General features: G+C 67.4%; 9 protein-coding genes. 1 reads left to right on the top strand and 8 read right to left on the bottom strand.

Annotated features, from left to right (window positions below; genetic code table 11):
* Window positions 1–20: 20 nt before the first annotated feature.
* The 8 genes from K320_RS0106115 to glnA all read right to left on the bottom strand — a co-directional run bounded on the left by K320_RS0106115 (window position 21) and on the right by glnA (window position 13,328).
* Window positions 21–1,502, bottom strand: coding sequence for a glutamate synthase subunit beta (locus tag K320_RS0106115; protein WP_024537962.1), 1,482 nt, complete (start codon window positions 1,500–1,502; stop codon window positions 21–23).
* A gap of 53 nt (window positions 1,503–1,555) precedes the next feature.
* Window positions 1,556–6,361 (bottom strand): glutamate synthase-related protein, encoded by a 4,806-nt coding sequence (locus K320_RS0106110; RefSeq protein ID WP_051384844.1) that lies wholly within the window; start codon window positions 6,359–6,361, stop codon window positions 1,556–1,558.
* Window positions 6,362–6,548: 187 nt separating this feature from the next.
* Window positions 6,549–7,217, bottom strand: coding sequence for a transposase (locus K320_RS0106105; RefSeq protein WP_024537960.1), 669 nt, complete (start codon window positions 7,215–7,217; stop codon window positions 6,549–6,551).
* A gap of 45 nt (window positions 7,218–7,262) precedes the next feature.
* Entirely contained in the window at window positions 7,263–8,690 is a 1,428-nt protein-coding gene (gene ntrC / locus K320_RS0106100; RefSeq protein ID WP_024537959.1) for a nitrogen regulation protein NR(I), read from the bottom strand.
* A gap of 11 nt (window positions 8,691–8,701) precedes the next feature.
* Entirely contained in the window at window positions 8,702–9,793 is a 1,092-nt protein-coding gene (gene glnL / locus K320_RS0106095; RefSeq protein WP_024537958.1) for a nitrogen regulation protein NR(II), read from the bottom strand.
* A 51-nt stretch (window positions 9,794–9,844) separates the two neighbouring features.
* Window positions 9,845–11,062 (bottom strand): LL-diaminopimelate aminotransferase, encoded by a 1,218-nt coding sequence (locus K320_RS0106090; protein ID WP_024537957.1) that lies wholly within the window; start codon window positions 11,060–11,062, stop codon window positions 9,845–9,847.
* Window position 11,063: 1 nt separating this feature from the next.
* Complete coding sequence (dapF, locus tag K320_RS0106085) at window positions 11,064–11,900, bottom strand: diaminopimelate epimerase (RefSeq protein WP_024537956.1); 837 nt, start codon at window positions 11,898–11,900, stop codon at window positions 11,064–11,066.
* A 12-nt stretch (window positions 11,901–11,912) separates the two neighbouring features.
* Window positions 11,913–13,328: a type I glutamate--ammonia ligase gene (gene glnA, locus K320_RS0106080; RefSeq protein ID WP_024537955.1), complete on the bottom strand. Its 1,416-nt coding sequence runs from the start codon at window positions 13,326–13,328 to the stop codon at window positions 11,913–11,915.
* 271 nt (window positions 13,329–13,599) lie between these two features.
* On the opposite strand from glnA, the gene K320_RS0106075 reads away from it, so the two are divergent.
* Window positions 13,600–15,696 (top strand): 3-hydroxyacyl-CoA dehydrogenase NAD-binding domain-containing protein, encoded by a 2,097-nt coding sequence (locus K320_RS0106075; protein WP_024537954.1) that lies wholly within the window; start codon window positions 13,600–13,602, stop codon window positions 15,694–15,696.
* Window positions 15,697–15,719 lie beyond the last annotated feature (23 nt).

The raw sequence follows: 15,719 nt of genomic DNA, 5'->3' as shown, positions 1-15,719 counted from the left end.
TGAATGCAAAGCCGTTTGGTTCAGCGCGGCAGCACGGTGCTGCCTATCAGGTATTTGTCCACCGCACGCGCCGCCTGGCGGCCTTCGCGGATGGCCCAGACCACCAGGCTTTGACCGCGGCGCATGTCGCCGGCGGCGAACACCCCTTTGGCATTGGTTTTGTAGCCCTTGGCGTCGTCCACGCTGGCATGAGCGTTGCCGCGCGCGTCCTTTTCCACGCCAAAGGCATCCAGCATGGTGGTGCTGGGCCCGGTAAAGCCCATGGCCAGCAGCACCAGTTCGGCCGGCCAGTCCTTCTCGGTGCCGGGCACTTCGGTGATCTTGCCGTTCTTGAATTCGATCTGCACCGTCTTGAGCGCCTTGACCGCCTGGCCGCGGCCGCTGCCGACGAAGGCCTTGGTGGAGATGGCGAACTCGCGCTGCGCGCCTTCCTCGTGGCTGTCGCTGGTGCGCAGCTTGATCGGCCAATAGGGCCAGGTGAGCTCCTTGTTCTCGTGCAGCGGCGGCATGGGCATGAGCTCGAACTGCGTCACGCTTTTGGCGCCCTGGCGGTTGCTGGTGCCCACGCAGTCGCTGCCGGTGTCGCCGCCGCCGATCACGATGACGTGCTTGCCCTTGGCCGAGATCGCGTCCCTGACCTTGTCGCCCGCATCGATGCGGTTTTGCTGCGGCAGGAATTCCATCGCGAAGTGGATGCCGCGCAGTTCGCGGCCCGGCACCGGCAGGTCGCGCGATTGCTCGGCGCCGCCGGTGAGCAGCACGGCGTCGAATTCCGCCAGCAGCTGATCGGCCGTGACGGTCTCGCGCGAGAGGTTGGTGATGGTGGCGCCCACGCCTTCGCCCGGCATGCCGGCCACCAGCACGCCGATGCGAAACGTCACGCCTTCGCCCTGCATCTGCGCCATGCGCCGGTCGATGTGGGATTTGTCGAGCTTGAAATCCGGGATGCCGTAGCGCAGCAGGCCGCCGATGCGGTCGTTCTTCTCGAACAGCGTGACGGCATGCCCGGCGCGCCCGAGCTGCTGCGCCGCCGCCAGTCCCGAGGGGCCGGAGCCGACCACGGCCACGCGCTTGCCGCTTTGGCGCGGCGCCGGGCGCGGGACGACCCAGCCCTCCATCCAGGCGCGGTCGATGATCGCGCGCTCCAGCGACTTGATGCCCACCGGCTCGCTGTTGATGTTGAGCGTGCAGGCGGCCTCGCAGGGCGCGGGGCAGATGCGGCCGGTGAACTCGGGGAAGTTGTTGGTCGAATCGAGCACCAGGAAGGCGTTCTTCCAGTCGCCCCGGTAAACGAGGTCGTTGAAGTCCGGAATGATGTTGTTGACCGGGCAGCCGTGGCTGCAGAACGGAATGCCGCAGTCCATGCAGCGCGCCGCCTGCTGGCGCGCCAGCGGTTCGGTCAGCGTGGTGACGAATTCGCGGTAATTGGTGACGCGTTCGGCCACCGGTGCATGTGGCTCGGTGATGCGGTCAAACTCCAGAAAGCCGGTGATCTTGCCCATGGTGTTGGTGTCCTGTGGTGGGTCGCTTGGTTTGGCAAAGTACGAGGCGTGGCTCAAGGATGGGTGATTGCTCTTGTTTTTGGAGCGCCCTGCGATGTTCCAGCTTGCGTCGCGGCTGATTTTTGGTCACTGATATGGACCAGCGCACGCTGGTATTCGGTGGGGAACACCTTGACGAAGCGGTGGCGTGCCAGCTCCCACTGGTCCAGCAGTTCGCGCGCGCGCCGGCTTCCGGTCCAGCGCAGGTGGTCGTCCAGCAAGGCCTTGAGCTGCTCTTCGTCGGTGCGCCCGCGGTGCATCGCCGCCGCGCTTTCCTGCGCGGCCTGTTCCGCGCTCGGCAGCACGCGGTCGAGCCGGACCATGGCGTGGTTGCAGCGGCTGGCGAAGCGCCCGTCCTCGTCGTACACATAGGCCACGCCGCCCGACATGCCGGCGGCGAAATTGCGCCCGGTGCCGCCCAGCACGGCGACGGTGCCGCCGGTCATGTATTCGCAGCCATGGTCGCCCGTGCCTTCGACCACCGTGGTGGCGCCCGAGAGGCGCACCGCGAAGCGCTCGCCCGCGACGCCGGCGAAGAAGGCCTCGCCGCTGGTGGCGCCGTAGAGCACGGTGTTGCCGACGATGATGTTCTCGTGCCAGGCACCGCGAAAATCCAGGCTGGGCCGCACCACGATGCGCCCGCCCGAGAGGCCCTTGCCGGTGTAGTCGTTGGCATCGCCGATCAGGTAGAGCGTGATGCCGTTGCACAGAAAGGCGCCAAAGCTCTGCCCGCCGGTGCCCTCGAACTGGACGTGGATGCTGTCGTCTGGCAAGCCCTCGGGATGGGCCTGGGTGACCATGCCCGCCAGCAGCGCGCCGACTGAGCGGTCGCCGTTGCGCGCGGTGTCGAGGATGCGCACGCGCTCGCCCGCGTCGATCGCGGGCCGTGCCTTGGCGATCAGGCGGTGGTCCAGCGCGCGTTCGAGCGCGTGGTCCTGCGCCTCGCAATGGTGGCGCGCCACGTCTTCGGCGGTCTGCGGCTGCGCGAACAGGCGCGAGAAATCCAGCCCCTGCGATTTCCAGTGCGTGATGCCGCGCTGCATGTCCAGCAGATCGGCGCGGCCGACGAGTTCGTCAAACCGGCGGATGCCCAGCTGCGCCATGATCTGGCGCACCTCCTCGGCGACGAAGAGGAAATAGTGAATGATGTGCTCCGGCTTGCCGGTGAAGCGCTTGCGCAGCTCCGGGTCCTGCGTGGCGATGCCGACGGGGCAGGTGTTCAGATGCCCCTTGCGCATCTGAATGCAGCCTTCCACCACCAGCGGCGCGGTGGCGAAGCCGAATTCATCGGCGCCCAGCAGCGCGGCGATCGCCACGTCGCGCCCGGTCTTCATCTGGCCGTCGGCCTGCACGCGGATGCGCCCGCGCAGGCGGTTGAGCACCAGCGTCTGCTGGGTTTCGGCCAGGCCGATTTCCCACGGGCTGCCGACGCGCTTGACGGACGACCAGGGCGACGCGCCGGTGCCGCCGTCGTGCCCGGCGATCACCACATGATCGGCCTTGCACTTGGCCACACCGGTGGCCACCGTGCCCACGCCGATTTCGGAGACCAGCTTGACGCTGATGCTGGCGTGCGGCGCCACGCTTTTCAGGTCGTGGATCAGCTGCGCCAGGTCTTCGATGGAGTAGATGTCGTGGTGCGGCGGCGGGCTGATCAGGCCCACGCCGGGCACGCTGTGGCGCAGGCGCGCGATGTAGTCCGTGACCTTGCCGCCGGGCAGCTGCCCGCCTTCGCCGGGCTTGGCGCCCTGCGCCATCTTGATCTGGATCTGGTCGCTGGAGACCAGGTATTCGGTCGTCACGCCAAAGCGCCCCGAGGCCACCTGCTTGATGCGGCTCCTCAGGCTGTCGGTGTCCTCCAGCGGCATGTCCACCTCGACCACCTCCTTCCCGATGACGGAGGCCAGCGATTTGCGCTTGCGCACGGTGATGGGCTGGCGCCCTTCACGGTAGCGCTGCGGGTCCTCGCCACCTTCGCCGGTGTTGCTCTTGCCGCCCAGGCGGTTCATGGCGATCGCCAGCGTGGCATGCGCCTCGGTGGAGATCGAGCCCAGCGACATCGCGCCGGTGGCGAAACGCTTGACGATTTCGCTCGCGGGCTCGACTTCGTCCAGTGCAATCGCCTTCGCCGGATCGACCTTGAACTCGAACAGCCCGCGCAGCGTCATCAGGCGGCGCGACTGGTCGTTGATGATCTGCGCGTATTCCTTGTAGGTGCCGAAGTTGCCCGCGCGCGTGGCGTGCTGCAGCTTGGCAATCGCGTCGGGCGTCCACATGTGCTCGTCGCCGCGTTCGCGCCAGGCGTAGTCGCCGCCGGCGGCCAGGCGCTGGCGCAGCACCATCTCGTCGCCAAAGGCGGCGCGGTGGCAGCGCAAGGCTTCTTCGGCGATCTCGAAAATGCCAATTCCCTCGACGCGGCTGGAGGTGCCGCTGAAATACTTGTCAATGGTGTCGGTGTTGATGCCTATGGCCTCGAACAGCTGCGCGCCGCAGTAGCTCATGTGGGTGGAGACGCCCATCTTGGACATCACCTTGGACAGCCCCTTGTCCACTGCCTTGATGAAGTGCGCAATGGCCTCGTCGGCACTCAGCTCGCCGGGCAAATCCTTGTGCATCGCGGCCAGCGTTTCCATCGCCAGCCAGGGGTGCACGGCCTCGGCGCCGTAGCCCGCGAGCACCGCGAAGTGGTGCACCTCGCGCGCGCTGCCGGTCTCCACCACCACGCCGGTGCTGGTGCGCAGCCCTGTGCGCACCAGGTGCTGGTGCACGCTGGACAAGGCCAGCAGCGCGGGAATGGCCACACGCTCGCGCGCCACCGCGCGGTCGCTCAGGATCAGCACGTTGTGGCCGTTGTGGATCGCGTCCACCGCCTGCGCGCACAGGCTGGCCAGACGCGCCTGAACGCCCTCGGCGCCCCAGGCGAGCGGGTAGGTGATGTCGATCACGTGCGAGCTGAACTTGCCATGCGTGCGCCGCTGGATGTCGCGCAGCTTGGCCATGTCTTCGGGGTCCAGAATCGGCTGGCTCACCTGCAGCCGCATCGGCGGGTTGACCTGGTTGATGTCCAGCAGGTTGGGGTTCGGCCCGATGTAGCTCACCAGGCTCATCACGATGGCCTCGCGGATCGGGTCGATCGGCGGGTTGGTCACCTGCGCGAACATCTGGCGAAAGTAGTTGTACAGCGGCTTGCTCTGATCGGAGAGCACCGCCAGCGGGCTGTCGTCGCCCATCGAGCCTATGGCCTCCTCGCCGTTCACCGCCATGGGGCTGAGCAGGAACTTGATGTCTTCGAGCGTGTAGCCGAAGGCCTGCTGCAGGTCCAGCAGGTCGGGCGAGGCGGAAGCCACGCCGGCGCTCTGCGGTTCGGTCGCGGCCATCGGCAGTTCGTGCGCGTCGGCGCCCGCCACCGGCTGCACCACGTCATCCAGGCGCACGCAGAGGTTGTCGATCCAGCGCTTGTACGGTTTGGCGTTGGCCAGTTGCGACTTGAGCTCCTCGTCGTCGATCATGCGGCCCTGGTCGAGGTCGATGAGGAACATCTTGCCCGGCTGCAGGCGCCATTTCTTGACGATCTTGTGCTCCGGAATCGGCAGCACGCCCGATTCGGAGGCCATCACCACCAGGTCGTCGTCGGTCACGCAGTAGCGCGCCGGGCGCAGGCCGTTGCGGTCCAGCGTGGCGCCGATCTGGCGGCCGTCGGTGAAGACGATGGCCGCCGGCCCGTCCCAGGGTTCGAGCATCGAGGCGTGGTATTCGTAGAACGCGCGGCGGCGCTCGTCCATCGTGGTGTGCTGCTCCCAGGGCTCGGGGATCATCATCATCATGGCCTGCGCCAGCGGGTAGCCGGCCATGGTGAGCAGTTCCAGGCAGTTGTCGAACACGGCGGTGTCGGACTGGTGCGCGAAGCTGATCGGATAGAGCTTCTTGAGATCCGCGCCCAGGACGGGCGAGCTCATGACACCCTCGCGTGCCTTCATCCAGTTGTAGTTGCCGCGCACGGTGTTGATCTCGCCGTTGTGCGCGATGTAGCGGTAGGGGTGGGCCAGCGGCCACTCGGGGAAGGTGTTGGTCGAAAAGCGCTGGTGCACCAGGCCCAGCGCCGAGACGCAGCGCTCATCCTGCAGGTCGAAGTAATAGGCGCCGACCTGGTGCGCCAGCAGCAGCCCCTTGTAGATCACCGTGCGGCTGCTCATGCTCGGAACGTAATATTCCTTGCTGTACTTGAGCTCCAGGCGCTCTATGGCGGCACTGGCCGTCTTGCGGATCACGTAGAGCTTGCGTTCCAGCGCGTCCTGCACGATCACGTCGGCACCGCGGCCGATGAAGACCTGGCGGATCACCGGCTCCTTCGCGCGCACCGTGGGCGACATCGGCAGCTCGCGGTCCACCGGCACGTCGCGCCAGCCCAGCAGCACCTGGCCTTCGGCGCGAATGGCGCGCTCCATTTCCTCTTCGCAGGCGAGGCGGCTGGCGTGCTCCTTGGGCAGGAAGACCATGCCAACGCCGTATTCGCCCAAGGGCGGCAGCTCCACCCCCTGCGTGGCGAGTTCGGCGCGGTACAGGGCATCGGGGATTTGCAGCAGGATGCCGGCGCCGTCGCCCATCAGCGGGTCGGCGCCGACGGCGCCGCGGTGGTTCAGGTGCTCCAGGATCTTGAGCGCCTGGGTGACGATGGCGTGGCTCTTGGCGCCCTTGATGTGGGCCACGAAGCCGACGCCGCAGGCATCGTGCTCGGAGCGCGGGTCGTACAGCCCGGTGGCTGCGGCGGCGCGGATTTCCTCGGCAGAAGGGGTGGCGAAGTGGTTCAAGGCGGGCCTCATATCAAATTGCATCAAAGTATGCAAAACAGACATAGATTAGCACCGACCAAGACAGTCTTCAATAGAAATAAAACGGGGTCAGACCATTATTAAATTAGAAAAAACAATTGGCTCATCAAATAGGGGACATATCAAAATGCAATCCATTCAACGGGTTGAAACAAATTGACTGCCCGTGTTCCGGCTGTCAGCTGTCCGCGTCGCACCGCGCTGGCCGGCCAGGCGCGCGCGGCGCCGCGGGGCGGCCGCCGGCACCCGCAACCGCGATGAAGCCTGCCGAGCCCAGCGCCCAGCCGCCGCGGGCGGCGCGGCGCAGGCGGGCGTCCTGCGCGCTGGTGCTGCCCCGGCTCAGCCGCTCGCGCCAGGCGGCTTCACGCGCAAAAGGCGTGTTGCCCAGGCTCCAGTAGGCAGGCGGGTCGGTAACGAGCGGGTCGCGGCCGCTGCCCAGGTGGTGCGCGGCGCTGGTGGCGGCGCCGGGCTCGGCGTCCTGCTCGATCCAGGCCATGGCGGCCAGCAAGGGTTCGCCCGGTTCCACGGGGGCTGCGCGAAACCGCCCGTTCCAGAGCGTGCCGCCGCGCCCGTGCCTGCGGTTGAAGGCACTCACGTAGCGCCGGCCTATGGTTTGCATCAGGCGGGCCAGCGACTGCGGCTGCGCCGGGGTGGCCAGCAGCAGCAGTTCCTGCGTGCGCAGCGCGTAGGCGTGCAGTTGCACCTGCTCATCCACCAGCGCCAGGCGCAGCACTTCGGTGAGCAGGGCCAGGTCTTCGGCGTCCTCGAAGATCGGCTGCCGGTCGATCGCGCGCTGGATCAGCAGGTGCGCTTGTCCGGGCAGAACGAGGCGGGGCAAACGGGCCATGGCGGGCGTTGGGGCTATGCGGCGCGCGGTGCGTTCACGCCAAGGTCAGTCATCAAGCCCCAGCTCCTGGATCTTGCGCGTGATGGTGTTGCGGCCTATGCCCAGCTGGTGCGCCGCTTCGGCGCGGCGCCCGCCGGCAACGGCGAGGGCGGTGCGCAGCAACTGTGCTTCGAACTGCTCGCTCAGGCGCTGCCAGACATCGGTGTCGCCGGCCTGCAGGCGGCGGCGCGCCTCGCGCCCCAGCAGTGCACGCCAGTCGGGGGCGCCACCGGTGGCGGCAGTAGCCGGGCTGGCAGCCGCGCCTTCGGCATCGCCCTGCGGCGGCAGGTCTTCCGGGGCGATCACCTGCGCGGGCGCCATCACCGTCAGCCAGCGGCAGAGGTTTTCCAGCTCGCGCACGTTGCCGGGGAAGGCCTGCTCCGCCAGGCGGTCGCGGGCCGCATCCGTGAGGCGTTTGGGCTCCATGCCCAGCTCCTGCGCGCTGCGCGCGAGAAAGTGGCGCGCCAGCGCGGGAATGTCCTCGCGGCGTTCGCGCAGCGGCGGCAGGCGCAGGCGGATCACGTTCAGGCGGTGGTACAGGTCTTCGCGGAAGCGGCCCTGGCGCACGCGCTCTTCCAGGTTCTGATGCGTTGCGGCAATCACGCGCGCGCTGGCCTGCAGCGGCTCCTGGCCGCCGACGCGGTAGAACTGCCCATCGCTGAGCACGCGCAGCAGCCGCGTCTGCAGCTCCAGCGGCATGTCGCCGATTTCGTCGAGAAACAGCGTGCCGCCCGCGGCCTGCTCAAAACGGCCGCGCCGCTGGGTCTGTGCACCGGTGAAGGCGCCGCGCTCGTGGCCGAAGAGCTCGCTCTCCAGCAGATCGCGCGGCACCGCCGCGGTGTTGATGGCGATGAAGGGGCCGCTGGCGCGCGGGCTGTGGCGGTGCAGCGCGTGCGCCACCAGTTCCTTGCCGGTGCCGCTTTCTCCGGTGATGAGCACGGTGGCGTGGCTCGGGCTGAGCCGGCCGATGGCGCGGAACACGTCCTGCATCGCCGGCGCCTGGCCCAGCATCTGCGGCAGGGCGGCGTCCTCGCTGTCCGAGGTGCCGTGCGCCTGTGATTCTTCGGCGGCGCGGCGGATCAGCTCGACGGCGCGGGTCAGGTCAAAGGGCTTGGGCAGGTATTCGAAGGCGCCGCTTTGCAGCGCGCCGACGGCGCTGTCCAGATCGGTGTAGGCCGTCATGATGATGACCGCGACCCGGGGCTGGCGGCGCTTGACCTCGGCCAGCAGCGCCAGGCCGTCGCCGCCGGGCATGCGGATGTCGCTCACCAGCACCTGCGGCGGCGCATCCGCGTCGAGCGCGGCAAGCACCTCCTGCGGGCTGGCGAAGGCGCGTACCGGCAGCTGCTCGCGCTCCAGCGCGCGTTCGAGCACGAAGCGGATGGAGGCGTCGTCATCGACGATCCAGATGCGGGGGGCTGTGGCGCGTGGCATGCGTGGGCAGTCTAGGGTTTTTCGGGCAGCGGCAGCACCAGCGTGAAGCGGGTGGCGCCGGGCAGGCTGTCGCAGGCGATGCTGCCGCCATGCTGCTGCACCAGGGTTTGCGCCAGCGTCAGGCCCAGCCCGGTGCCCTCGGGGCGGCCGGTGACCAGCGGCTGGAAGATGCGCTCGCGCAGCGGCGGCGGCACGCCGGGGCCGTTGTCCTCCACCTCCAGCTCCAGCGCCAGCCGGTGGCGCCGCCCGGCCAGCGTGGCCTGGTGGGCGATGCGGGTGCGCAGCACGATGCGGGCGTCGCCCACTGCCATGCGTTCGGCGAGGGCCTGCGCCGCGTTGCGTACGATGTTGAGCAGGGCCTGGATGAGCCGCTCGCGGTCGGCGCGCAGCTCGGGTAGCGAGGCGTCGTAGTCGCGCTGGATCGCCAGCCCCTGCGGGAATTCGGCCAGCACCAGCGTGCGCACATGCTCGCAGACCTCGTGGATGTTCACCGCCGCCCAGCGGGGTGCGGCCTGGTGCGGCGCCAGCAGGCGATCGACCAGCGCCTGCAGGCGGTCCACCTCGCGCACGATCACGCCGGTGTATTCGCCCGCGCTGCCGCCGGGATGGTCCAGCGCCAGCAGCTGAGCCGCGCCGCGGATGCCGCCCAGCGGGTTCTTGACTTCGTGCGCCAGGTTGCGCAGCAGCTCCTTGTGGGCGGCGGCGAGGTCGCGCGCGCGCCGTTCGCGGTCCAGCCGCGACTGCTGCTCGACTTCGGTCATTTCCACCAGTGCGCGGGCCTCGCCGGCATCGCGCGCGAGCGGGCTGACGGCCACATGCACCGCGAGTGTTTGCGGCCCCGGCGGCACGCAGCGCAGGCTGCCGGCAAAACGGCTGACGACCACGCCGTCCTCGATCACGCGGCGCAGCGCGTCCCGCAGCAGCGCCGGTTCGTTGAACCAGTGCGCCGCCTGGCTGTGCACCAGCCGGCTGCGCGGCAGCCGCAGGGTGTTTTCCAGCGCCATGTTCACCATCAGGCAGGTGCCGTCCGCGCGCACCAGCGCCACCAGCGTGGCGAGCCGGTCATAGGCCTCCTGGGCGTGGGGATCGGACGCGAGAGCCATGGGTGTGCGGGAAGGATTGTCACCCGGAGGCTCGGCCTGTCGGCGGACGGATCAGAGGATGGCCAGAATGCGGGCCAGCGCCTCGCGCGTCGCCTCGGCCGTGTTGAAGGCGGTCAGGCGCAGATAGCCTTCGCCCGACGGGCCAAAGCCCGAGCCGGGTGTGCCGACGACCTGCGCCTCGTGCAGCAGCCGGTCGAAGAAATCCCACGAGCTCTGCCCGCCGGGAATCCGCAGCCACACATAGGGCGCGTGCACGCCGCCGAACACCTGCAGGCCGGCACTGGTGAAGGCGGTGACGATCTGGCGCGCGTTGTCCATGTAGCCGCGCACCTGGGCATCCACCTGCGCCCGGCCGTCGGGCGAGAGCGCCGCCGCAGCCGCGCGCTGGATCGGGTAGGACACGCCGTTCTGGCGGCTCGCCACGCGCCTGCGCCACAAGGCGTTGAGCGACACCGCCTGGCCGTCCACCTGCGCCGTCAGCGCCTGCGGAATGATGGTGTAGGCGCAGCGCGTGCCGGTGAAGCCGGCGGACTTGGAGAACGAGCAGCACTCGATCGCGATCTTCTCGGCGCCCTCGATTTCATAGATCGAGCGGGGAATGGCGTCGTCGGTGATGTAGGCCTTGTAGGCGGCGTCAAACAGGATCAGCGTCTGCGTCTGGAGCGCGTAATCGACGAAGCGCTTGAGCTGCGCGCGCGTGAGCACCGTGCCCGTGGGGTTGTTGGGGTAGCACAGGTAGAGCATGTCCACCGGCTCCGTCGGCAGCTCGGGGACGAAGGCATTTTCCGCGTTGCAGGGCAGGGTGGCCAAGCGGCTCCAACTATCATTTTCATAGTTACCGAGGCGCCCCGCCATGGCGTTGGAATCGACGTAGACCGGGTACACCGGGTCGGTCAGCGCAATGCGTGCGTCGGGTGCCAGCAGCTCCTGCAGCGCCGAGGTGTCGGTCTTGGCGCCGTCGGTGATGAAGACATCGTCCAGCGCCAGCTGCACGCCCAGCGGCGCGTAGTCGGCGTCCAGGATGGCCTGGCGCAGGAAGTCGTAGCCCTGGTCCGGCGGGTAGCCGTGAAAGCCTTCGGGCGTGCCCATTTCGAGCGAAGCCGCCGCCATGGCCTGCGTGATGGCGGGCGCGAGCGGCTGCGTCACGTCGCCTATGCCCAGGCGGATCAGCGGGCGCGGCGCGCTGGGCGCATAGGCGCTCACGCGGCGCGCGATTTCGGCAAACAGATAGTTGCCGGGCATGTGGATGAGGTGGGTGTTGAGGTGCATGTCAGTCTTCAAGCCAGACGCCGTCGAACACGAAGCTCGCCGGGCCGCTCTGGTAAATATGGTTGTCGTCGGGGTTCCAGGCAACCTGCAGTTCCCCGCCGGAAAGCTTCACGCGCGCGCTGCGCTCTGTCAAGCCGTTGAGCACGGCGGCCACCAGCACCGCCGCGGCGCCGGTGCCGCAGGCCAGGGTTTCGCCGCTGCCGCGCTCCCAGACGCGCATCTCGATCCGGTCGCGCGCCCGCACGCGCGCGAATTCCACGTTGGTGCGCTTCGGAAACAGCGCATCGTGTTCGATCTGCCGGCCGATGCCGTGCACGTCGAAGTGCTCCGGGTCATCGACGAAGATCACCGCGTGCGGGTTGCCCATGCCGACGCAGCTCATCTGCAGCGTCAGGCCCTGGATGGTGATCGGGTGATTCAGCACCCTGGCGCCGGGCAGGTTCACCGGGATGGCCTGGGGCGCGAGCTGCGGCTCGCCCAAATCGACGGTGACCTGGCGCACGCGCCCGGCGTCGATCTGCAGCTCAAGCGTCTTGATGCCGCTGGCGGTGGCGAGTTTCACCGTCGATGCGGTGGTCAGGCCGCGCTCGTAGACGTATTTGGCGATGCAGCGCACCGCGTTGCCGCACATCTCGCCTTCGGAGCCATCGGCGTTGAACATGCGCATGCGGAAGTCGGCCTCGCTTGATGGGCCGATCAGCACCAGCCCGTCGGCGCCTATGCCGAAGTGCGGGCGGCTCATCGCCACGGCCAGGGCCGCCGGGTCAGGCACCTGCTCTTCGAAGGTGTTGACGTACACGTAGTCGTTGCCGATGCCGTGCATCTTGGTGAAACGCATGGTTCAACGTGCTCAGAGGCTGTAGTACATGTCGAACTCGATCGGGTGCGTGGTCATGCGAAAGCGCGTGAGCTCGCCCATCTTGAGTTCCATGTAGGCGTCGATCAGCGCATCCGAGAACACGCCGCCGCGCGTGAGAAAGGCGCGGTCTTCGTCGAGGTAATCGAGCGCCTGCTCCAGGCTGTGGCAGACGGTGGGTATCTTGGCGTCTTCCTCGGGCGGCAGGTGGTAGAGGTCCTTGGTGGCGGCCTCGCCGGGGTGGATCCGGTTTTCGACGCCGTCCAGCCCCGCCATCATCAGCGCGGCAAAGCCCATGTAGGGGTTCATCAGCGGATCGGGGAAGCGCGCCTCTATGCGCCGGCCCTTGGGGTTGGCCACATACGGGATGCGGATCGAGGCCGAGCGGTTCCTCGCGCTGTAGGCGAGCTTGACCGGCGCTTCGAAGTGCGGCACCAGGCGCTTGTAGCTGTTGGTGCCGGGGTTGGTGATGGCGTTGAGCGCGCGCGCGTGCTTGATGATGCCGCCGATGTAGTACAGCGCGAATTCCGACAGGCCGGCATAGCCGTCGCCCGCGAACAGGTTCTTGCCGTCCTTCCAGATCGACTGGTGCACGTGCATGCCGCTGCCGTTGTCGCCGACGATGGGCTTGGGCATGAAGGTGGCGGTCTTGCCGTGGCGGTGCGCGACGTTCTGGATCACGTACTTCTGCAGCTGCAGCCAGTCGGCGCGCTGCACCAGGGTGGAGAACTTGGTACCCAGTTCCATCTGGCCGGCAGTGGCCACCTCGTGGTGGTGCACTTCCACGGGCACGCCCAGCTCTTCCAGCAGCAGGCACATTTCGGAGCGCATGTCCTGCGTCGCATCGACCGGCGGCACCGGGAAGTAGCCGCCCTTCACCGCCGGGCGGTGGCCGCTGTTGCCGTGCGCGTATTCGGTGCCGCTGTTCCAAGCGGCTTCCTCGGATTCGATCTTGACGAAGCAGCCGGACATGTCGGACTGCCAGCGCACGCTGTCGAACACGAAGAACTCGGGCTCGGGGCCGAAGTAGGCGGTATCGCCCAGGCCGCTGGCCTTGAGGTAGGCCTCGGCGCGGCGGGCGAGCGAGCGCGGATCGCGCTCATAGGGCTTGCCGTCCAGCGGGTCGTGCACGTCGCACTGCAGGATGAGCGTGGGGTCTTCAAAGAAGGGGTCGATGTTGGCGGTGTTGGGGTCGGGCATGAGCAGCATGTCTGAAGACTCGATGCCCTTCCAGCCGGCGATCGACGAACCGTCAAACGCATGCCCGGCGCTGAACTTGTCTTCGTCGAAATGCGAGACCGGCACGGTCACGTGCTGCTCCTTGCCGCGCGTATCGGTGAAGCGCAGATCGACAAACTTGACGGCCTTGTCGGCCACCATCTTCATCACGTCGGAAACTTTTTTTGCCATGGCGAGACTCCATTGGAGGGTGAGGTGTATGCCGTGTCATCGCAGAAACCGTGCCAGCCCGGCATCACCGAGAGACAGGGCGGACAACGCAGTTTTTGCACCACAATGGGGAGGCGCGACGCACTGATTTGGTGCGCGGGTGCGGCGCCGGGGCATGCCGCAATGGATCCGGTGCTGTTTTGTCCCACAAGAGACAAACACTGGCAGACAGGACGCTTAGACTCCATAAAAAAGCACGATCGTACTTTTTTAATTTCACAAGGAAGACAGCATGACGGCAAGCTACCAGGTGCACGGCGATGTGGCCGTGATCACGCTCGACAACCCTCCGGTCAACGGCCTCGGCCTGGCCACGCGCCAGGGCATCGTTGCAGGCCTTGCGCAGGCGCAGGCGGATGCGGCGGTGAAGGCCGTCGTCATGACCGGCGCGGGCAAGGCCTTTTCCGGCGGCGCCGACATCAAGGAGTTCGGCACGCCCAAGGCCATCCAGGAACCGAATCTGCTCTCGGTCATTCTGGCGGTGGAAAACTGCAGCAAGCCGGTGGTGGCCGCCATCCACAGCGTGGCCATGGGCGGCGGGCTGGAGCTCTCGCTGGGCTGCCATTACCGCATCGCCGCGCCGGGCACCAAGATTGCGCTGCCCGAGGTCAAGCTCGGGCTCATCCCCGGCGCCGGCGGCACGCAGCGTTTGCCGCGCGTCGTCGGCGTGGAGGCGGCGCTCAACATGATCGTGAGCGGCGAGCCGGTGAAGAGCGAGATGCTGGCCATGCTGCCGGGCCAGAAGCTGTTCGACAAGGTGGCCGCATCCACTGAATCGCTGATGGACGAGGCGCTGGCCTATGCGCGCGGCGTGGCCGACGTGCGTCCCTTGCCGCTGGTGCGCAACCTGCCGGCCAAACACCCGCAGGGCGATGCCTACTTCCAGTTCGCGCGCAACATGGTACGCGGCATGGCGAAGAACTTCCCCGCGCCGCTGCAGTGCGTGGATGCGGTGGAAGCGGCGACGAAGAAGAAATTTGCCGACGGCATGGCGTACGAACGCGAGCACTTCATCAACCTGATGTGGACCAGCGAATCGCGCGCGCTGCGCCATCTGTTCGTTGCCGAGCGCGCCGCGAGCAAAATCCCCGATGTGCCTTCGGACACGCCGCTGCGCAGCATCGCCAAGGTGGCGGTCATAGGCGCCGGCACCATGGGCGGCGGCATCGCGATGAACTTCCTCAATGCCGGTATCCCGGTCACCATCCTGGAGATGAAGCAGGAGGCGATCAACCACGGCGTGGAGGTGATGAGCCGCAACTACGAGGCGCAGGTCAAGAAGGGCAAGCTCAAGCAGCAGAAGTACGAAGAGCGCATGGCGCTGCTCAAGACCACGCTCAAGTACGACGACCTGAAGGATGCCGATCTCATCATCGAAGCGGTGTTCGAGGAGCTCGGCGTGAAGGAGGCGGTGTTCAAGCAGCTCGATGCCGTCGCCAAGCCCGGCGCCATCCTGGCCAGCAATACCTCCACGCTGGACGTGAACAAGATTGCCGGTTTCACCCAGCGCCCGCAGGATGTGGTGGGCCTGCACTTCTTCAGCCCGGCCAACGTGATGAAGCTGCTGGAAGTGGTGCGCGGCGAGAAGACCGCCAAGGACGTGCTCGCCACCGTGATGCAGGTGGCCAAGAAAATCCGCAAGACCGCGGTGGTCGCCGGCGTGTGCGACGGCTTCATCGGCAACCGCATGATCGAGCAGTACGGCCGCCAGGCCGGCTTTCTGCTGGACGAAGGCTGCACGCCCAGCCAGGTGGACAAGGCGATCGAGAAATTCGGCTTTGCCATGGGGCCGTTCCGCATGGGCGATCTGGCAGGCAACGACATCGGTTGGGCCATCAGGAAGCGCCGTTATGTGGAAAAGCCCGGCATGAAATACAGCAAGACCGCCGACCTGCTGTGCGAGAAGGGTCGCTTCGGCCAGAAGGTGGGCAAGGGCTGGTACGACTACCTGCCCGGCAAGCGCGACGCCATCCCGAACGCCGAGGTCGAGCAGATGGTGGCCGAGCACCGCAAGGCGCTGGGCATCACGCCGCGCAAGATCGGCGACGAAGAAATCGTGCAGCGCCTGGTGTTCAGCCTGGTCAACGAAGCCGCGCGCATTCTTGAGGAAGGCATCGCCAACAAGGCGAGCGATATCGACATCGTCTACATCTTCGGCTACGGCTTCCCGGTGTACCGCGGCGGGCCGCTGAACTACGCCAACGAGGTCGGCCTGTTCAATGTGGTGCAGGCAATGCAGCGCTTTGCGCAGAACCCGCTGGACGATGCCGCGTTCTGGCAGCCGGCGCCGCTGCTGGCCAGGTTGGCGGCAGAGGGCAGGCAGTTTTGAGGTCGAGCGTTCGGCGTTGAGCG

It is taken from the genome of Comamonas badia DSM 17552, from assembly GCF_000484635.1.
Lineage (GTDB): Bacteria > Pseudomonadota > Gammaproteobacteria > Burkholderiales > Burkholderiaceae_C > Comamonas_C > Comamonas_C badia.
The sequence above is the reverse complement of the archived record's forward strand: the minus strand, read 5'-3'. Positions and strand labels throughout refer to the sequence as shown.